The organism is Pseudoalteromonas sp. SWXJZ94C, from assembly GCF_015864385.1.
Taxonomy (GTDB): Bacteria; Pseudomonadota; Gammaproteobacteria; order Enterobacterales; family Alteromonadaceae; genus Pseudoalteromonas.
The window spans coordinates 56,357-74,940 of the sequence record NZ_JADYXF010000010.1; the positions used below are offsets into that span (position 1 = coordinate 56,357).

The 18,584-nt window shown below is 38.0% G+C and carries 20 protein-coding genes; 10 read left to right on the forward strand and 10 right to left on the reverse strand.

Annotation, left to right across the window (positions count from 1 at the left end; translation table 11 throughout):
- Positions 1 to 445 precede the first annotated feature (445 nt).
- Positions 446 to 892 carry a hypothetical protein gene (locus tag I6F65_RS06155; protein WP_166112606.1) on the forward strand — a complete coding sequence of 149 codons (447 nt, stop codon included), beginning with the start codon at positions 446 to 448 and terminating at the stop codon, positions 890 to 892.
- Between the two features lie 12 nt (positions 893 to 904).
- Here I6F65_RS06155 and icd read toward each other — a convergent pair whose 3' ends face one another.
- Together icd and I6F65_RS06165 are read right to left on the reverse strand one after the other, a co-directional pair.
- On the reverse strand, positions 905 to 2,179 hold the full coding sequence (gene icd, locus I6F65_RS06160) for an NADP-dependent isocitrate dehydrogenase (protein ID WP_024612574.1): 1,275 nt from the start codon (positions 2,177 to 2,179) through the stop codon (positions 905 to 907).
- A gap of 111 nt (positions 2,180 to 2,290) precedes the next feature.
- Positions 2,291 to 3,031 (reverse strand): glycosyltransferase family 2 protein, encoded by a 741-nt coding sequence (locus I6F65_RS06165; RefSeq protein ID WP_197112011.1) that lies wholly within the window; start codon positions 3,029 to 3,031, stop codon positions 2,291 to 2,293.
- 276 nt (positions 3,032 to 3,307) lie between these two features.
- On the opposite strand from I6F65_RS06165, the gene I6F65_RS06170 reads away from it, so the two are divergent.
- Positions 3,308 to 4,108 carry a hypothetical protein gene (locus I6F65_RS06170; protein ID WP_197112012.1) on the forward strand — a complete coding sequence of 267 codons (801 nt, stop codon included), beginning with the start codon at positions 3,308 to 3,310 and terminating at the stop codon, positions 4,106 to 4,108.
- Here the strand turns inward: I6F65_RS06170 and I6F65_RS06175 are convergent.
- Complete coding sequence (locus I6F65_RS06175) at positions 4,095 to 4,652, reverse strand: hypothetical protein (protein ID WP_197112014.1); 558 nt, start codon at positions 4,650 to 4,652, stop codon at positions 4,095 to 4,097. The genes I6F65_RS06170 and I6F65_RS06175 overlap by 14 nt on opposite strands.
- 368 nt (positions 4,653 to 5,020) lie before the next feature.
- Between I6F65_RS06175 and I6F65_RS06180 the strand changes: the two genes are divergently transcribed.
- Positions 5,021 to 5,188, forward strand: a complete 168-nt coding sequence (locus I6F65_RS06180; protein ID WP_007375427.1) for a hypothetical protein — start codon at positions 5,021 to 5,023, stop codon at positions 5,186 to 5,188.
- 134 nt (positions 5,189 to 5,322) lie between these two features.
- The gene (locus I6F65_RS06185; RefSeq protein ID WP_024612571.1) at positions 5,323 to 6,180 is read left to right on the forward strand and encodes a transporter substrate-binding domain-containing protein; all 858 of its coding nucleotides are present in this window, start codon (positions 5,323 to 5,325) and stop codon (positions 6,178 to 6,180) included.
- Between the two features lie 38 nt (positions 6,181 to 6,218).
- Here the strand turns inward: I6F65_RS06185 and I6F65_RS06190 are convergent, their stop codons facing one another.
- The 5 genes from I6F65_RS06190 to I6F65_RS06210 all read right to left on the reverse strand — a co-directional run bounded on the left by I6F65_RS06190 (position 6,219) and on the right by I6F65_RS06210 (position 9,939).
- Complete coding sequence (locus I6F65_RS06190) at positions 6,219 to 6,797, reverse strand: YceI family protein (RefSeq protein WP_166113510.1); 579 nt, start codon at positions 6,795 to 6,797, stop codon at positions 6,219 to 6,221.
- A 1-nt stretch (position 6,798) separates the two neighbouring features.
- Positions 6,799 to 7,350: a cytochrome b gene (locus I6F65_RS06195; RefSeq protein ID WP_024612570.1), complete on the reverse strand. Its 552-nt coding sequence runs from the start codon at positions 7,348 to 7,350 to the stop codon at positions 6,799 to 6,801.
- Positions 7,351 to 7,624: 274 nt separating this feature from the next.
- Positions 7,625 to 8,461 (reverse strand): ScpA family protein, encoded by an 837-nt coding sequence (locus tag I6F65_RS06200; protein WP_197112016.1) that lies wholly within the window; start codon positions 8,459 to 8,461, stop codon positions 7,625 to 7,627.
- 6 nt (positions 8,462 to 8,467) lie between these two features.
- The gene (locus tag I6F65_RS06205; protein WP_024612568.1) at positions 8,468 to 9,088 is read right to left on the reverse strand and encodes an L-threonylcarbamoyladenylate synthase; all 621 of its coding nucleotides are present in this window, start codon (positions 9,086 to 9,088) and stop codon (positions 8,468 to 8,470) included.
- Positions 9,085 to 9,939 carry a PHP domain-containing protein gene (locus I6F65_RS06210; protein WP_166113508.1) on the reverse strand — a complete coding sequence of 285 codons (855 nt, stop codon included), beginning with the start codon at positions 9,937 to 9,939 and terminating at the stop codon, positions 9,085 to 9,087. Before I6F65_RS06210 ends, I6F65_RS06205 begins: the two co-directional genes overlap by 4 nt.
- Positions 9,940 to 10,403: 464 nt before the next feature.
- Between I6F65_RS06210 and I6F65_RS06215 the strand changes: the two genes are divergently transcribed.
- The 6 genes from I6F65_RS06215 to trpA are packed head-to-tail and all read left to right on the forward strand — an operon-like array spanning position 10,404 to position 16,992.
- Complete coding sequence (locus I6F65_RS06215) at positions 10,404 to 11,972, forward strand: anthranilate synthase component 1 (protein ID WP_024612567.1); 1,569 nt, start codon at positions 10,404 to 10,406, stop codon at positions 11,970 to 11,972.
- Position 11,973: 1 nt separating this feature from the next.
- Entirely contained in the window at positions 11,974 to 12,576 is a 603-nt protein-coding gene (locus I6F65_RS06220; protein WP_197112018.1) for an aminodeoxychorismate/anthranilate synthase component II, read from the forward strand.
- Positions 12,577 to 12,587: 11 nt separating this feature from the next.
- The gene (gene trpD / locus I6F65_RS06225; RefSeq protein ID WP_197112020.1) at positions 12,588 to 13,625 is read left to right on the forward strand and encodes an anthranilate phosphoribosyltransferase; all 1,038 of its coding nucleotides are present in this window, start codon (positions 12,588 to 12,590) and stop codon (positions 13,623 to 13,625) included.
- The gene (gene trpCF, locus I6F65_RS06230) at positions 13,618 to 14,982 is read left to right on the forward strand and encodes a bifunctional indole-3-glycerol-phosphate synthase TrpC/phosphoribosylanthranilate isomerase TrpF (RefSeq protein ID WP_197112022.1); all 1,365 of its coding nucleotides are present in this window, start codon (positions 13,618 to 13,620) and stop codon (positions 14,980 to 14,982) included. The genes trpD and trpCF overlap by 8 nt, the downstream gene beginning before the upstream one ends.
- A gap of 7 nt (positions 14,983 to 14,989) precedes the next feature.
- The gene (gene trpB, locus I6F65_RS06235) at positions 14,990 to 16,174 is read left to right on the forward strand and encodes a tryptophan synthase subunit beta (RefSeq protein ID WP_024590412.1); all 1,185 of its coding nucleotides are present in this window, start codon (positions 14,990 to 14,992) and stop codon (positions 16,172 to 16,174) included.
- Complete coding sequence (gene trpA / locus I6F65_RS06240; RefSeq protein ID WP_197112024.1) at positions 16,171 to 16,992, forward strand: tryptophan synthase subunit alpha; 822 nt, start codon at positions 16,171 to 16,173, stop codon at positions 16,990 to 16,992. Before trpB ends, trpA begins: the two co-directional genes overlap by 4 nt.
- A gap of 106 nt (positions 16,993 to 17,098) precedes the next feature.
- On the opposite strand, the gene I6F65_RS06245 is transcribed toward trpA, so the two are convergent.
- Together I6F65_RS06245 and I6F65_RS06250 are read right to left on the reverse strand one after the other, a co-directional pair.
- Positions 17,099 to 17,677 (reverse strand): type 1 glutamine amidotransferase domain-containing protein, encoded by a 579-nt coding sequence (locus I6F65_RS06245; RefSeq protein WP_101163602.1) that lies wholly within the window; start codon positions 17,675 to 17,677, stop codon positions 17,099 to 17,101.
- A gap of 462 nt (positions 17,678 to 18,139) precedes the next feature.
- Entirely contained in the window at positions 18,140 to 18,409 is a 270-nt protein-coding gene (locus tag I6F65_RS06250; RefSeq protein WP_077538106.1) for an HU family DNA-binding protein, read from the reverse strand.
- Positions 18,410 to 18,584: the final 175 nt, after the last annotated feature.

Consider the following 18,584-nt stretch of genomic DNA (forward strand, 5'->3'; position numbering starts at 1 on the left):
TTACCTTTATTTTGGTAGTGCTATTTTAATTTCCATTTGCAGCAATATATTGCAAGCAAAAAAAAACGCCTACACCTTACTTTTTTAAAGTAAATGTGTAGACGTCTTCGTCTGGAATCATATTGGTCTTAGCAAGGGGAGAAACCTTACTGTATGTTAATTTGCAAAGTTGGTGCCATTACAAAAAATTAAATTATAGCTATTTAAAAACAAGTAGTTAGTTGATTTAATGTAATTTTAAAAATGATATTTACGCGCTATTTTTGTGCATTAAAAGCCGTTTTGCACCAAATAAAGTAATTAAACATTATAAATAACAACCTTAAAAAGAAGCATCCAGCTACAGTATTGATAAAATCAATATCAGTTATTGAAAACAACAATTTCATTAATAATACACTTAGCGCTAGAGTGAAGTTAAGCCAACAAACTAAGAGTAATTATTATGCCAACTACCGCTATCTTCACACACCAAGACGGATTATTCATTGATGCTAATTTACATCAATTCATTAAAGAGCAGTTATGTACTAAAGCGACTTTAAAAACGACTGAGATTTACCAAGCTTTAGCTACGTTAGTTGATGAATTTGGGTGTACTTGTCGTAAAAATAAGCATCAACCAAGTGATACTCTTGAAGTAGACACGCTATTAAATGCGTATCAACAAAAAAATCATCCACATTGCCATATGAACGCACAAACAACAGAAGCCGTGCTTGATGAATACTGCTGCCAAGTACCTGCCATTATTGTTGTAGCATTAATGGATACACTAAGCGGTACACACTGTGATGAGCCAAATGCACATGCCATTTATCATCGCGCTGCACAATTAACTAATCGCCCTTGTATGCACACAGTGCAGATTGCTAATGCATCAGCAGCTTAAAAATGGGGGTGTTTAAAAATGCTCGATAACCTTTTGTGCAAAGTCTGTGCAACTTAGGGTTATCGAGTTATTAGATATTGAATTATTAGAATCATCTTTATTAGGTGCTAAATCAAAAGTTACTTGGGAACTTGCGAAGGTTTTTTCTAATGCGTTTTCAATCAATATTGCGGCTTTATCCCACTTCATAAATTTAAGCATTAACACTGCACTTAAAATACTGCTGCTCGGATTGGCTTTATTTTGTCCCGCTATACGTTCAAACGTGCCATGTGTTGGTTCAAAAAATGCCACTTCGTTATTTAAATTTGCAGCGGGCATTATGCCAACTCCACCCACTTGCGCGCTAAGCATATCAGCTAAAAAGTCGCCATTTTGATTAGTAGTGGCTACTACATCAAACTGTTCTGGATGCATTAAACATTGCTGAAGCATGTTATCGGCTATTACTTCTTTAATAATTAATGGTTCTTGATCTGATCGCTCTATTAGTAGCCAACGACCATTTTGATGATTTATAGCTTTAAATTCTTTTTTAGCAAGTGCGAACCCCCAACGTTTAAATGCACCATCGGTAAATTTAAGTACATTTCCTTTGTGCACAATAGTCAGTGAATCGCTGTTATTTTTAAGTGCGTAGTTTATTGCATAACGTACTAATCGCTCAGAACCTTCTTTTGAAATGTTTTTAATGCCAATGCCGCACTCTTGTGTAAATCTCAAGCGCGTTACACCCATTTCTTCACATAAAAAGTCGAGCATTTTTTCACTTTCAATGCTGCCCGCTTGCCATTCAATACCTGAATAAACATCTTCGCTACTATCGCGAAGCACCGTTATGTTAGTTAAAAAAGGATTTTTTAAAGGAGAAGGAAGCGCACTAAAGCCTTTAATGGTGCGCATATTTACAAACAAATCCATTTCTTGTCTAAGCGCAACATTAAGTGAGCGAAAGCCACCACCAAGCGGAGTTGTTAGTGGCCCTTTTATGGCTATTTTACAAGTACGTACCGCGTTAATTGTTTCTTGCGGGAACCAATCACCGTCATATAATTTAGCTGCTTGTTCGCCGTTGTAAACTTGCATCCAATGAATTTTTCGCGCCGTTTTATAACAGTGTTCAACAGCACGATTAACCACATTACGCATTACTGGCATAACATCTAAACCCACACCATCGCCGTCAATATAAGCAATTATAGGTTCGAGAGGGATTTGCCAGTCCCCGCGCTCATCTATTGTTATATTTTGACCTTGCTCTGGTACATTTATATGTTGGTACTGCATTGCTAACACCTACAAAGCTTTATTAATATTATTAAAGCATGATCAGTTTGGTGTGTCTGTATTCACTTTTTTATAGTTACTATCAGTTTAAAAAATATAGAGCTTTTATTTTTATCTATAAGTAGCAAATAAATATTTATTAAAACTGTATTGGCTTTGTATTACTGCAATTACAAAACCAGCTCTTCCATCTAAAAAGCCAAGTCGTAAAAAGTAATGACGAATAAAAGCAAATGTTGCTGAGCTTATTGCTTTTAATATGGATGATTTTTTGCCTTTCCTAATCATTTGGTCTGCACCAATATTGGCATAGTTATTTCTTTTATTTATATATGCAAAAATATCTTCGTATTGAAAGTGCAATAAATCTGCCTTTAAGTTAATCAAGTTACAGCCTTTAACCACTACCGATTCGTGTACCAAATTATTATTGTAACTCGTTGTGTTTTTATTGTAGATACGAGAAATACGGCTTGGGTACCATCCACTATGACGAATAAATTGACCACAAAAGTGCGTTAATCTATTAAGTACTAGTACGTCTTTTTCTTTACATTTAGCAAGGTTATCTCGTATTTCAGCACCTAATTCATCACTAACGACTTCGTCACAATCAATTGCAAAAATCCAGTCGTTACTTGCTAAAGCTTCTGCTCTTTGGCGTTGCTCACCAAATCCTTCCCAGTCGGCACGAACGAATACTTTATCTGTGTATTTTTTAGCTATTGCCAATGTTTCATCTGTACTACCTGAATCAAGTACAATAATTTCATCAGCCCACTTTACCGACTCCAAGCATCGTTCAAGTGTACTTTCTTCATTTTTACAAATAATACAAACAGATAATTTCACGGACTTTCCTTTTATTAATTAACATAGCGCCAACATTATAAACTGATTAGATAACTAAATAATGCAATTGTTGAATTTTTACTGATTTTAAATTTAACCACCCTATTTTTTAGCAAAAAACAGTGAAACCTATACGTAATTTAATCGCGTTAAAGATTCATAACGGCTAAACCACAACTCAATTATCCCCGTTAATCACACGCTTAATTCCGATCATTTAATATTTAACTTTTATTGGTATAGTCTTTGTGATTAGTTAAAAATAGAGTAAATAACATGAAGATATTATTGATATTGCCACTATTTATTACATGTAACATAAATGCAGTTGAAGTGGTTATACATAACATAAACTCACTTACCAATAATGGTCAAAAAACAGTATCTACTTGGATCAATCAAAGTGTTAAAAAAACAAAAAATACGCTTGGTCCTTTAAAACAAAGTGTTTTACCTATTTATTTAAAGCCCAAACACTTTGCTCTTGAGCCTGTGCCTTGGGCTAGTGTAAAACGAAATGATCCCGATGGTTTGGAGTTACATATAGACCAACAAGCAAGTTTAAGTGAATTTACAAAAGATTGGACGCTTTACCACGAATTATCGCATTTATACCTGCCACTATTGCCTTACTCAGGGTTTTGGTTAAGCGAAGGTTTTGCGAGTTATATGCAAAATAAAATAATGCGTGATAGCGGTATTATAACTCAAGCCCAATTTGTACAGCGACTTAATGCCGGATTTGAACGTGCACGCAAACAAGTAAAAACAAAGCAACAACCACTTAATAAACTGTCTGCCGATATGTGGCGACAACGCGCTCAACAGCGTGTTTATTGGAGTGGTGCAGCCTTCTTTGTAGAAGCAGATCTAGCTCTTCAAAAACAAGGGAAAACAGTGGCTGAAGTTATAAAAACATATCAAACATGCTGTAGACCTGCGCGTTCAAGCGCTAAAACATTCATAAAAGAGCTCGATAGATTATCGAGTAGCAGTGTGTTTTCTTCACTTTATACACAGTACAACACGCGTACAAATTTTCCTGATATTACCAAAGCACAACTTAATCAGCTATAGCGTTATTTTTTAAGTAATTACAAAAATAGTTATAGGCATTCGCGTTAAAATTTACTGAATATTTATTCATAAACCCATGTAAGTATTCTACTTTTTTACACTCTACCAATTCTTTACGCCTCAAATTGGCTATAACATCATCTACATTAAAATGTACTTCATGATTTGGAAAAATGAACTCACACGGTACTTTTGCATTTAGCTGTAAATGATTACGTAATTGTGATGGATAAAATCCTATGAGCTTTTTAAGATGTGGATTGCCTGTGCGTAACTGAGCACGCCATGCTGCACTTGCACCTGCACTAAAAGCAATACAAGTTGTAGGACTCTTAAGTGCATTAAAGCATTCTTTAACCTTTTCGGTATATTTGTCGTGGTCGCAGTGTTTTATAAACTTTTCATAGTGATTAGCTTCACTTTCAATGACTTGCAGCTTACCGTTGTATGGATCTATAAGCATACTATTACTGCTAACACCCATTTTAAACCGTGTTAAAGCGGGTGTTAAACCAAAAATATCGCTGACAATTACGTAATCCATACTTATCCTTTTACTATTTAAAAACACGTTTGTAAGCAGTTGATAAAAAGTATTATAAATTATTTTATATAAATAGCTTGCACACACAATATATTTAAGTTACCTTCCCTCTCTGGTTTGAAGAAACCGCCGCGGTTAACCATTTACCCTGATCCAGTAAGCCCCGCAAAACGTATATTTGAAAGCTAAGTTATTGTACGGCGAGAACCCCTTAAAAATACCGAGATGAATTTTACTATCATCGCAAAAGTGTCATAAAGATCGTCAACACTGTAATGAAGCTAAACACAACATCGTTTATTTATTAACTGCATTTTGCTATAAAAAAATAGCGCAGAATAAATAACAAGAATAAAGTGAGTTTTATTATGTCTTATAAATATAATGGGTCTATGATCCAAATCGCACATCCAGTGCAGTCTATTTCAGTAAACAAACATCGTGTAATCTTTAGTGATACACAAGGTTTAAAAAATGCATTGTTTCAAAAAGCGAGTGATGCACGCCAATTTGTTAAATGGCTTAAAGCTAGTTAACCAAATACTTTAATTGCCGTTTATTATTGCAATTATTGATAAGATATTATGCCAGCCTCGTTGCTGGCATTTTACTTTTTAGCACTTTGTTGGTTACAATAGATTTACAATAATAATTACTGGCAGCTGTTGTAATGCTCCGTGTATTTTTAACTCCTCTACTCTTTTGTTGTTTAAGCTCAGTAAGTAATGCTAAAACCATAAATTGGTTAACGCACGACTTTGCACCCTATTACATTTTAAATGGCAAATACCAAAAACAAGGTCGTGACGAAAGTATAATCACTCTCCTAGAAAAACAGTTACCCAATATTACCTTTAATCGAATGATCATCCCTTCTGGCAAAGTGATTCAAGAGCTATCAAACACATCCCATAATGCATGTGCGTTATCACTTTATAAAAATGATTTTAGAGAAGATCATATTTATTTTACAAAGGAAAGCTCAACAACGGGTCTTTCTCCTTCGATTGCATTACATAAAAAATTAGCAGAAGCACTTGATATACCCAATGATAAAAATATCTCGCTGCTAAATTTACTACAGGATAAAAAGCTAACACTTGGCGTATCCATGAGTCGCTCTTACGGTAAAGAGATAGACACGCTAATTAATACTACGCCTAACATAGAGTTAGTCATTAGACCCACACGCGATAGCTTAGCAAGCCTTACATACATGCTTAATTTGAAGCGTATTGATATTTTATTGGGCTACCCTAGTGAGCATTATTATTTAGCAAAGCTGATGCACTTTGATGACAGCCTCACGCAACGCGCATTAACCGAATCACCCGATTTAAGCTATGGTTTTATAGGTTGTACCAAAAATGCTCAAGGTGCAGAGGATATAAATCTTTTAAACGAACAACTCAAAAAAATAAAACAAACTAAGCAATATAACCAAGTACTTCTTAGATGGTTACCAAAACACTTAAGACCACTATTAGAAAAAAGAATTTTAGAAGCTCAAACAAAAAACGCCACATAAGTGGCGTTTACATATCTAATTTTATATTTGCTAGTGTATTACTGGCGAATACCTTCAATAAATAAGCCAATATCTACGTGAGTAGATGCTGGTCCTAAGTTGTAATCAATACCATAATCAGCAAGTTTAAGGCTGGTTTCGCCCTCAAAACCTACACGGTAACCACCCCAAGGATCTTTACCTTCGCCTACTTTATCTATATCAAATGTAATGGTTTTGGTTACACCATGAAGCGTAAAATCACCCGTTACTTTACCCGAATCCTCGTCGTTAAATTTAACGCTTGTACTTTTAAAGCTAGCAGTAGGAAACTTATCAACATTTAAAAACTCTTTACCACGTAAATGCTTATCGCGCTCTGCATGGTTAGAATCTAAGCTTGTAGTATCAATGTTTACCATAATTTTTGAAGCATCTGGGTTTTTAGCGTCGTAACTAAATTTACCATCAAAAGTATTAAAGCGACCATGTAACCAGCTATAGCCTAAATGTTTAATTTTAAAGTTTACAAACGCATGAGCACCTTTTGTGTCAATTACATAGTCGGCTGCATTAGCAGCCGTTGCCGATAACATCATTGCAGCAGATACTGCTGTACTTAGTAATATTTTTTTCATTTTAATCATCCTTTAATGGTTTGATCATTCTAATTAAGGTTTTATCTTTATCGATAAAGTGATGTTTTAATGCCCCAAGTGCATGCAATACTGCAAACCCAATTAAAATACATGCACCGTAGTAATGTACTTTTCCGGCTAAATCGGCTTGATGTTCAAATGAAAAATCAATTGCCGATACATCAAATAGTGTAAATACTTCTATTGCCCGTCCATCTGCTGTCGAAATTAAATAACCAGCAACAACAATCACAGCCAAAATAATATACATAACAATATGCGCGGTGTGTGCTAATTGGTTCATCTGTTGGTTTTCACCTAACGGCTTAGGTTTATTTGAAAAAACTCGCCATAAAACTCTAAACAAAAATACAGCAACCAATGTTATGCCAATACTTTTGTGCAAATCGAGTGAGCCTTTATACCAACTATCGTAATAAGTAAGCTCAACCATATATAAGCCTAAACCAAATAAACCAAAAATAGTTAGCGCCATGAGCCAATGTAAAATAATGGCAACAAGTCCATACGATGATGCCGTGTTTTTAAACATGTATAATTTCCTATATTGCTATGTGCTTACAATATAGTGCATAGGAGTAAATGAAAATAACATTTACAAACACTTTACGTGCGTATACGCACAGAACTTTGTTATTTAGCCTGAAATTTGAATAATAAATCTATCTTGAGCAGCTATTTTCAGCGCTAACTGCGCTGAAAATTAACTTAAATATCACCATGATTCAATACGTAGAAAGTCTCTTAACCAGAGTTCAGGTTATTTAAAGTCAGTTGTGCAAAAATGGAGGATTAAACAGATAGTTTTATAGGGTGGATTGTTCGCTTAAGCTAACATAAATTAAGCTTTCAGGGTTTACTTGCAAACAGGTAACAAGCCCTTCTTTAATAAGCTCAAGCATGGCAATAAAACTAACTACTACACCACTTCGCCCTTCATCAGGGGTAAAAAGTGCATTAAATACAACCGCTGCCTTTGCTTGCGATAATTGCTGCAATATTTGACTCATTCTCTCTCGGGTTGAGAGTACTTCAGCAGTAATTTGATGATGCTCAAAGGTTTTTGCACGCGCCATTACATCACTCAGCGCCAGCATTAAGTCTTTAAGTTCAATATCGGGGAGATTTTGACTTGTGTCTTCACTTATTGGCATAACGGCATGCGCTATGAAAATATCACGACCAACTCGGGGAATATCATCCAGGTTTTCGGCGGCTTTTTTAAATAACTCATACTCTTGTAAACGTTTAATAAGCTCAGCACGAGGATCTTCTTCCTCCTCAAGCTCTTCGTGTACAGGTAGTAGTAAGCGCGATTTTATTTGCGCAAGTAACGCAGCCATAACTAAATATTCGCCAGCAAGTTCGAGCTGAAATTCTGTCATCATTTCTACATAACGAACATATTGCTCTGTAATACTAAAAATAGAAAGTTCGAGCACATCAAGCTTATGCTTTTTAATTAAATAGAGCAGTAAATCGAGTGGTCCCTCGAAGGTTTCTAATATTATTTCGAGCGCATCGGGTGGGATGTATAAATCTTCAGGTTTATCTACAACCGCTTTTCCATGCAAAAAAGCCAGTGGCAGCTTTTGCTGCACTGGCTTTTCAATGTTTTGTGTATCTGCAGTGCTTTCGCTCACTCACTATTACTCAAATGGGCTTGTATCACCACAACCAACACGCAAAATCTTAATTTCATCTTCAGACAAATCAATTACAGTAGTTGCTTGCTCTGCTAAGTAACCACCATGAATAATTAAATCAACGTGTTTGTCTAATCGCTCTAAAATTTCATCGGGATCTGATTCTGTAAACTGCTGTCCTGGTAAAATTAAAGAACACGACATTAACGGCTCGCCAAGTTCGGCAAGTAAAGCACAGGCAATTGGGTGCTCAATTACACGCATGCCAATGGTTTTTTTCTTGTCGTTTAATAAACGCTTAGGGACTTCTTTAGTGCCTTTAAAAATAAAGGTGTAAGGTCCAGGCGTATTATTTTTAATTAATCTAAATAGCTGGTTATCTACGCGTGCATAAGTAGATAACTCCGATAAATCACGACAAACTAGCGTAAAATTATCGTTTTTTTCAATGCCACGAATTCGCTCTATGCGCTCTTTGGCTTGCTTGTTACCAATATTACAGCCAATTGCATAGCCAGAATCTGTTGGGTAAACAACAACGCCGCCTTGTTTAATAATATCAACGGCTTGACTAATCAATCTCGGTTGCGGATTTTCAGGATGAATGTGAAATAATTGACTCATAATAATGCCCCTTCTTGTCCTTCCCAGGCTTGCCAAACACCTTGGCAGTCTTTCGGTAAGTATAAATTTTTGCCAAGCTCTAAATAACTTGTCGGAAAATGAAAATCAGACCCTTGCGAGCAAAGTAAATCGTACTCACGGCTGAGTTCACCTAAAAATTGACGTTCGCTTGGCGCCTGCTGAGGTTGTGCAACTTCCATTGCGTCTCCTCCTACACTTTTAAATTCTACTAATAGCTTGCGTAACCATTTGTTCGACATTTGATAACTACTTGGGTGCGCAAGTACAGCAACTCCACCAGCGGCATGAATAGCCTCAATAGCTGTTTGCATGGTGCACCAACAACTTGGTACATAACCTGTTTTGCCACGACCTAAATACTTTTTAAATACACCAGGAAAGTTTTTTGCTACGCCGCGCTCTATTAATGCACGTGCAAAATGTGCGCGTGTGATTTGCGCGTTTTTTGCAAGCTCTTTAGCCTGCTCATAAATGCCATCAAAACCGTTTTTTGTAAGACGTGCGCCAATTTCTAGCGCGCGCTCTTCTCGCTTTTGCTGCTGAGCAGATAATAAAGAGGTAAGGTCAATATTCTCAATATCAATATTTAAACCAACAATATGAATTTCGAAGCTTTCCCATTTAGTCGACACTTCTGTACCCGTTATTAATGAAAGCGGTAATTTTTCAGCTTCAATAAATTGCTGGGCAGGTTTAATGGCTGCCACAGTGTCGTGATCGGTAATAGCAAACACATCAATATTTTTATCAACAGCGCGATGCAATAATTCTTCGACCGTTAAACGCCCGTCTGAGTGTGTGGTGTGGCTATGTAAATCGTATTTTATCAAAAGAAAACTGCTTAAAATTAAGGGTTAATGGTGTTTATGTAAGTATAACAAGTTTTTTGACTAAATTGTTTTAAATAAACACTTGACACAAAAGCATAAGATACGTTTTACTATAGCCACTTTCAGACACATTAAGAATTAACAATGATGATCAATTCAAACTTAAACACTATTTGGTGGTGGCACTCGTAATTATCGGGTGATGAATTGTCGTGTCTAACAAAAATTCAAAACCCGCAACTATGCGGGTTTTTTTATAACTAAATTTTACGTAACGTTTTATATTATAAATATTTAATAAATATTGAGGCAGAAAAACATGAATAACGGTCTTACTCTTACACATCGTTGGTGGTGGCGCTTGATATAGCGGGACGGTAATGATCTGTTTGTAATTTAGATATCGTTATTCAAGCCCCGCATTGCACAGCATTGCGGGGTTTAATTTTTTGAGGGAATGAGGTTTGATTTTTAGTCATATAACTACCACACCAGGCGAAGTAACAAGCATAACGCAAGTACGCGACTATATAAGTAGCCCTCTTGCATTATATGCTGCACTTGATAAGCCTAATTCGCTGCTACTTGAATCGGCTGAAATTGATTCTAAAGACAGTGTTAAGAGCTTAATTTTAGTTGACTGTGCCTTGCGCATTGTATGCCAAGGCAAAACGGTAACAGTGACTGCGCAATCTAATAATGGTCAACAACTTCTAAGCTACTTACAAAGTAATGTTAAAAGCTGTGACGCAACCTTAGACGACACAACACTTACGCTTAGTTATTTAGACACAAGCGGCGATACTGACGAGGCAAGTAAACTCGTTGCAGATAATGCATTTAGCGCTCTGCGCACTTGTATTAACAGTATAAAAAGCACAACCAGCAATCCATTTTCAGTATTTTTAGGCGGTGTATTTGCCTACGATATGGTGGCGAACTTTGAGCAATTAAGTGATGTACCAGACGGTGAAAATACGTGCCCAGATTATGTGTTTTATTTAGCCGAAACGTTAGTTGTTATTGATCATCAAAAACAAACAACCGAACTCATTGGTAATGTATTTAATGGCCCTGACGTACATGCAAATTGCTTTGAAGTAGGCAAAGAGTTAGAACGTTTAAATACACTGTGCGACAACGCCTCAGAATTTAGTGCGGATATGCAAAGTGGACAATGTGATGTAAGCGTTGATATAAGCGACGAGACATATTGTGAGCAAGTGGTTAAGCTTAAAAAGAACATTGTAGATGGTGATATTTTTCAGGTAGTACCGTCGCGCACATTTTCACTACCTTGCCCTAATTCTTTGCATGCGTATAGCAAACTTAAAAAGCAAAATCCAAGCCCATACATGTTTTATATGCGCGATGAAGACTTTGCATTATTTGGTGCATCGCCTGAATCAGCACTTAAGTACACAGTGCAATCTAAACAAGTCGAAGTGTACCCTATTGCTGGCACTCGCCCACGTGGCAAATTTGCTAATGGGCAAATAAACCCAGACCTAGATAGCCGCATTGAACTTGAACTTAGAAACGATCAAAAAGAACGTGCTGAACATTTAATGCTTGTAGATTTAGCCCGTAACGACGTAGCACGTATTAGTGTTGCAGGTACTCGTTTTGCCAAAGAGCTATTAAAAGTAGACCGCTATTCACAGGTAATGCATTTAGTATCGCGCGTTGTAGGCACATTAAAACCAGAGCTTGATGCACTGCATGCTTACCAAGCTTGTATGAACATGGGCACACTTGTTGGCGCACCAAAGGTTCGGGCTGCTGAGCTTGTACGTCAAACTGAAGGTAAACGCCGTGGCAGTTATGGCGGCGCTGTAGGTTACTTAACCGGTGATGGTGCAATGGATAGCTGTATTGTTATTCGCTCTGCTTTTGTTAAAAATAATATAGCTTATGTACAGGCTGGTGCCGGTGTGGTGTTTGACTCAGATCCTATTTCTGAAGCAAACGAAACCCGAGCTAAAGCACAAGCGGTTATTACCGCCATTAAATCTACTTACAAGGCGGTATAGAATGAGTGAAGCTAATCCTATTAAAATCTATTTTTTAGATAACTTTGACTCATTTACTTACAACCTTGTTGATGAGCTAACAATGCTTGGCGGTGAACTTGTTGTTTACAGAAACAACATTAGCGCCGAGGTTATTTTTAACAAAATGCGCCAAGAACAAGGTCAAGTGCTATTGGTACTTTCGCCTGGTCCTGGCACACCAAGCGATGCAGGCTGTTTGATGGAGCTTATTGAGCTCTCTAAAGGTCACTTCCCTATGCTGGGTATTTGTTTGGGTCAACAAGCGTTAACCCAAAGCTACGGCGGAGTAATCGGTCATGCCGGTGAAACCGTACATGGTAAGTCTTCAATTATTAATTTAGGCGAGCACCCTGTATTTGATGGTATGGGCGATACAATGCCTGTTGCACGTTATCATTCATTAATGGCAACAAAAGTGCCTGACAATATTGAGGTAATTGCCCAATATGAGGATATACCTATGGCTATTTATCATCATGATGACAACGCATTAGGTTACCAGTTTCATCCAGAATCAATACTAACGCCGAACGGCGCAATGCTACTTCAGCAAAGTGTAGCCTACTTAACACGTGCCAAATAAAAGAGAACATTATGAGTACACAACCAGAACAACCCATAAATGTTCAACACGCTCTTGAGCAACTAATTACGGGGCAATCATTAAGCTACGCAGACGCCAAAGCGCTTTTTGATCAAATAATGCAAGGTAATATGAGTGATATTGAGCTAACCGCCCTACTTATAAGCCTTAAAATTAAAGGCGAAGTAAGCGACGAAATTGCAGGGGCTGCAGCCTCAATGCGCGAAAACGCCGTTGCTTTTACTACCAACAGTACGCAACTTGCTGATAGCTGTGGCACTGGCGGCGATGGATCAAATACCATTAATATAAGTACAACGGCTGCTATTGTTGCCGCTGCTGCCGGTATTAACATGGTAAAGCATGGTAATCGCAGTGTATCGAGTAATTCAGGCTCTGCCGATTTACTAAAAGCCTTGGGCATTAATATAGATATGAGCCCTGAGCAAGCAGCAAAATGCCTTGAGCAAACTAACTTTACCTTTTTGTTTGCACCGCACTACCACAGTGGCGTACGCCATGCGATGGGCGTACGTACAGCGCTTAAAACACGTACTATTTTTAATATTTTAGGCCCGCTTGCTAACCCAGCGGCACCTGAAGTGCAATTACTCGGCGTGTATAACGAAGCGTTGTGTATGCCAATGGCACAAACTCTTAAAACCCTTGGCACAAAGCGCGCTATGATTGTTCACGGCTCGGGCACTGACGAAATAGCCCTACATGGTCCAACTACGGTTGTTGAGCTAAATAACGGTAATATTACCCAATATACGCTTAACCCAAGTGACTTTGACCTTGCAAACTATTCACTTGAACAGCTCGCTGGTGAAGGTCCACAATACAATGCAAAAGCAAGCCTCGCTATTTTAGAAGGTAAAGGCACAGAAGCCCACAATGCGGCCATTATTGTAAACGTAGCCGCACTGTTATACCTAACTGGTAAAGCACAATCATTAAAAGAAGGCGCGCAACAAGTACAAACATTATTAAGTTCAGGGCAAGCCATGAACACATTAAATAAAATTATTGAGGTAAGTAATGGCTAATGTATTAGATAAAATCGTTGCTGATAAAAAATTAGAACTAATTGAGCGTAAAGCCGCACGTCCGCTTGAAAGCTTTAAACAGCAAGCAGTGCCTACAAGCCGTGATTTTTACAAAGCACTCGCAGCACCTGGCACACAGTTTATTTTAGAATGTAAAAAAGCATCTCCTTCAAAAGGCTTAATTAGAGAGCCATTTGATTTAACCGAAATCACCTCGGTTTATAAAAAATACGCTACCTGTATGAGTGTGTTAACTGATGCTAAATATTTTCAAGGCAGTTTTGACTACCTCGAATTTGTGCGCAGCCAAGTAGAACAACCGCTTATCTGTAAAGACTTTTTTATAGATGAGTACCAAGTGTACATGGCACGTATTTATGGCGGTGACGCTATATTATTAATGCTTTCGGTACTAGATGACGAAAGCTATAAAGCACTGCATGCCGTTGCCGATTCACTTAATATGTCGGTATTAACCGAAGTAAGTAATGAAGAAGAAGTACACCGCGCACTTGCGCTTGATGCACAAATTATTGGTATTAATAACCGTGATTTACGCGATTTAAGCACCGATTTAGCCACTACCGAAAAACTACGAAAGCTTATTCCGGCTGATAAAGTGGTTATTTCGGAATCGGGGATTTACACCCATCAAGACGTAAAACGTTTAGCTCCTCTATGCGATGGCTTTTTAATTGGCAGCTCACTTATGAGTGAGCGTGATTTAGAGCAAGCATGCCGCCGTGTTATTTTTGGTGACAATAAAGTATGTGGTTTAACACGTACTAAAGATGCACAAGCTGCGTATCAAAACGGTGCTATTTACGGCGGTTTGATTTTTCACCCTAAATCGCCACGCTATGTCGATTTAGATTGTGCAATAGAGCTTAGTAAAAGTGCACCACTTAATTTTGTTGGTGTGTTTGTCGATGCTCCAATTGAGCAAGTTGCTCAATACGCAAGTGTGCTAAAATTGGCGGCAGTTCAATTACATGGTCAAGAAAGTGACGATTACATCGCCGCTTTGCGTACACAGTTACCAACCGGCTGCGAAATTTGGAAAGCACAGGCAGTTAAAAATACATTACCTACTCCAGTAAATGGGGTTGATCGTCATCTTTACGATACGCACAGCGACACTCAAGCTGGCGGTACTGGTAAAGCATTTGATTGGTCGGTGCTTAGTGATGCAACCACACCATTTATGCTCGCTGGTGGCTTAAATCCAGATAATATTAAAGATGCGCTTTTTAAAGGTGCCTTAGGCCTTGACTTAAACTCAGGCGTTGAAGAATCTGCGGGTAAAAAGTGCCCTAACAAATTACATAATGCTTTTACAAGCATCAGAAATTATTGAGGTTAAAATGCAAAATCCAGCTTATTTTGGCGAGTTTGGCGGTATGTTTGTACCTGAGTTACTTGTCCCTGCGCTTAAGCAGTTAGAAAACGAATTTAACAAAGCACAAAAAGATCCTGAGTTTCAGGCAGAGCTAAGTAAATTATTAAACGAGTATGCGGGTCGTCCTACCCCACTTACTTTAACGCGCAATTTAGTTAAAAATCCAAAAGTAAAACTGTATCTAAAGCGTGAAGACTTACTACACGGTGGCGCACATAAAACGAACCAAGTACTTGGTCAGGCGTTACTTACTAAGCGTATGGGTAAAAAACAAGTTATTGCTGAAACAGGTGCCGGTCAACACGGCGTTGCAACAGCGCTAGCGTGTGCCTTACTGGGTTTAAAATGTCGTATTTATATGGGTGCAAAAGACGTTGATCGTCAGCAACCTAACGTATTTAGAATGAAGTTAATGGGCGCAGAGGTTATTCCGGTAACAGCAGGTTCTGGCACATTAAAAGATGCAGTAAATGAAGCGCTGCGTGACTGGTCAGCAAACTACCAAGACGCACATTACCTACTAGGTACAGCTGCGGGTCCTCACCCATTCCCAACAATTGTACGCGAGTATCAAAAAATTATTGGTGAAGAAGCAAAACAACAAGTACTTAAAGCAGAAGGTCGTTTACCTGACGCTGTTATTGCTTGTGTTGGTGGTGGTTCAAACGCGATTGGTATGTTTACCGACTTTATTGACGAACCAGGCGTTAAGTTAATTGGTGTTGAGCCTGCTGGTAAAGGGCTTGATACAAATGAGCACGGTGCAACAATTTGTAAAGGTACAAAAGGCATATTACACGGTACTTATACGTACATTATGCAAAATGATGATGGCCAAATTGAAGAGTCTTACTCTGTATCAGCGGGTCTTGATTACCCAGCTGTTGGTCCTCAGCATGCATTTTTACACGAAACTGGTCGCGCTCAATACGTGGGTATTACCGATACAGAAGCGCTTGATGCGTTTCAATCGCTTGCTAAAAATGAAGGGATTATTCCGGCACTTGAATCAAGCCATGCGTTAGCTTATGCCCTTAAGTACGCAGAGGAGCTAACCGAGGAAAGTGTTATAGTGATTAATTTAAGTGGTCGTGGCGATAAAGATTTAGCACACGTTCACAATGTACTAACTGAAAGAGGTCAGCTATGAGCCAAGTAAAAACGGATCGTTACGGCAAAATGTTTGCAGCGCTTAACGAGCAAAAACAAGGTGCGTTTGTACCATTTGTAACGATTGGCGACCCAGGTAAAGAGCAAAGTATTTCGATTATAAAAAGTCTGATTGACGGCGGCGCTGATGCGCTTGAGCTTGGTATTCCGTTTTCAGACCCAATTGCAGATGGCCCAGTAATTCAAAAGGCTAATATTCGCGCACTCGATGCGCACATTAATACACAAGATTGCTTTGATATTATTAAAGAAATACGTGAGTATAATGCCGATATTCCAATTGGCTTATTATTGTATTCAAACCTTGTGTTTAAACGCGGTATAGAAGCATTTTATAAAGATGCAAAAGCAGTAGGCGTAGACTCAATTTTAGTGGCTGATGTGCCTTTACATGAATCTAAAATGTTTAGAAAGTCAGCAATGGATAACGGTGTAGACCCAATTTTTATTGCAACACCAAATGCCGATGACGACACACTTCGCCAGTGCGCCTCTTACGGTCGTGGTTACACGTATTTACTATCGCGCGCAGGTGTTACCGGTACCGATACTAAAGCACAAATGCCTGCTGGTAATATTGTTACTAAATTAAAAGAATACCATGCAGCCCCTGCTCTTTTAGGGTTTGGTATTTCAACGCCAGATGATGTAAAAGCGGCTCTTAATGCAGGAGCAGCCGGTGCTATTTCAGGCTCTGCCGTGGTTAAAATTATTGAAGCTAACCTTAATGACTTACCTGTAATGACCGCGCAGCTAAAAGCTTTTGTAGCCGATATGAAAGCAGCTACATCGCTTTAAGTTAACTAGGGCGTGTTTTATACGCATTAAAAAAAGGGCATTTAAAATGCCCTTTTTTGTTTTTTAAAAATCAAACGCTATAGCAATATCCAAACGTTTTAAAAAATTAGTGAGCTTGGTGTTTACCCTCTAAAATCTCTTCAATAAATTTAGCATTAAATGCTTCTAAATCAGCGGGGCTTCGGCTTGTTACTAAGCCTTTATCTACACATACTTCTTGGTCAACCCAATTAGCGCCTGCATTAATTAAATCGCTTTTAATACTTGGAAAAGAGGTAATAGTACGGTCGCGCAATTTATTAATTTCAGCTAACAACCACGGAGCATGGCAAATTGCAGCAACGGGTTTGTTTTTTTCTGCGCCAAAAAAGCCATCAATAAAGGCTTTAGCATCTTTATCTTGGCGTAAACTGTCTGGGTTAAATAAACCACCAGGGAGCATAAGCGCGTCGTAATCAGAGGGGTCTGCGTTTGTAACTAGTTTATCTACTGTTACTTTATCGCCCCACTTGTCTTCATCCCAGCCCGTAATTTGACCTTCTTTAATTGATACTATTTCGATGTTTGCACCGGCATCAAGTAATGCGCTGCGTGGAGATAAAAGCTCACTTTGCTCAAATCCATCAGTGGCTAAAATTGCAATTTTTTTGCCCTGTAAACGTGTGCTTGTTTGTAATGTACTCATTGAGATCTCCTTATTTGATACTAACCTGCATAAATCTTTGAGCAATTTAACGAATTAAATCGCACTATAACGTCGTTAAAAACTTTTCATTTAGAACAGCTAAATACGAAAAAATTTTGCCTAGTTTTAGCATGATTTTCTTAACGTTAAATAGACCCCATATATAAGCAAATTGGTATTGTTTAAAAATATGTTCGAAACACACAATTAAATAGCATAATGCATGCCGATTACAAGCGGTTGAAAATAAAGGAGTAAATTAATTGAAGTTTATAGGCTCTGTAAATTATTTACAGATTATGAATAATGTACATAAGTGCGAATCTATTTCCAACTCATGTAATTTAACGCCACCAAAAGCGAGGTATAAAACCTCACCTACAACATATACCTGTAGGTGCGAATTTACTTCGCGCTCATGTAACTTATCTATCAATACGGGGTTTAAAACCTTAAATAAATTTAAAGCAGATCTTTTAACGCCTTAGCAGGCTTAAAAACAGCTTTGTTTGCGCCTTCTATTTCAATTGCTGCGCCTGTTTGCGGGTTACGCCCAGTACGCGCTGGATAGTAACTTAGTGCAAACGTACCAAAGCCATTAATTTGAACTTGATCACCTTCAGAAAGTGATTTAGTAATTACTTTTTGCAAGCTTGAAAGTGCCGCTTGAGCATCTTTTTTTGTTAATTCACTTTTGTGTGCAATGGCAGCAACGAGTTCTGCTTTATTCATTTTAGGCTCCTAAATACACGCCAAATCAGTGTTGGTTAAGCGTGGGAATACGATTATAAAAAAAATACCAAACCAAATTGGTAATAAAGCCACGCAGGCTAAGGGTTACAGGGCAACAAGTCAACCTTGTAGTTGCTAAGCTTTATGTGGTAAAAAGTCTTTGACTCTTTCTTGT

Coding starts and splice junctions, on each gene's coding strand:
- I6F65_RS06155 (WP_166112606.1), top strand. CDS start 446: ATGCCAACTACCGCTATCTTCACACACCAAGACGGATTATTCATTGAT.
- icd (WP_024612574.1), bottom strand. CDS start 2,179: ATGCAGTACCAACATATAAATGTACCAGAGCAAGGTCAAAATATAACA.
- I6F65_RS06170 (WP_197112012.1), top strand. CDS start 3,308: ATGAAGATATTATTGATATTGCCACTATTTATTACATGTAACATAAAT.
- I6F65_RS06175 (WP_197112014.1), bottom strand. CDS start 4,652: ATGGATTACGTAATTGTCAGCGATATTTTTGGTTTAACACCCGCTTTA.
- I6F65_RS06180 (WP_007375427.1), top strand. CDS start 5,021: ATGTCTTATAAATATAATGGGTCTATGATCCAAATCGCACATCCAGTG.
- I6F65_RS06185 (WP_024612571.1), top strand. CDS start 5,323: ATGCTCCGTGTATTTTTAACTCCTCTACTCTTTTGTTGTTTAAGCTCA.
- I6F65_RS06190 (WP_166113510.1), bottom strand. CDS start 6,797: ATGAAAAAAATATTACTAAGTACAGCAGTATCTGCTGCAATGATGTTA.
- I6F65_RS06195 (WP_024612570.1), bottom strand. CDS start 7,350: ATGTTTAAAAACACGGCATCATCGTATGGACTTGTTGCCATTATTTTA.
- I6F65_RS06205 (WP_024612568.1), bottom strand. CDS start 9,088: ATGAGTCAATTATTTCACATTCATCCTGAAAATCCGCAACCGAGATTG.
- I6F65_RS06220 (WP_197112018.1), top strand. CDS start 11,974: ATGAGTGAAGCTAATCCTATTAAAATCTATTTTTTAGATAACTTTGAC.
- trpD (WP_197112020.1), top strand. CDS start 12,588: ATGAGTACACAACCAGAACAACCCATAAATGTTCAACACGCTCTTGAG.
- trpCF (WP_197112022.1), top strand. CDS start 13,618: ATGGCTAATGTATTAGATAAAATCGTTGCTGATAAAAAATTAGAACTA.
- trpB (WP_024590412.1), top strand. CDS start 14,990: ATGCAAAATCCAGCTTATTTTGGCGAGTTTGGCGGTATGTTTGTACCT.
- trpA (WP_197112024.1), top strand. CDS start 16,171: ATGAGCCAAGTAAAAACGGATCGTTACGGCAAAATGTTTGCAGCGCTT.
- I6F65_RS06245 (WP_101163602.1), bottom strand. CDS start 17,677: ATGAGTACATTACAAACAAGCACACGTTTACAGGGCAAAAAAATTGCA.
- I6F65_RS06250 (WP_077538106.1), bottom strand. CDS start 18,409: ATGAATAAAGCAGAACTCGTTGCTGCCATTGCACACAAAAGTGAATTA.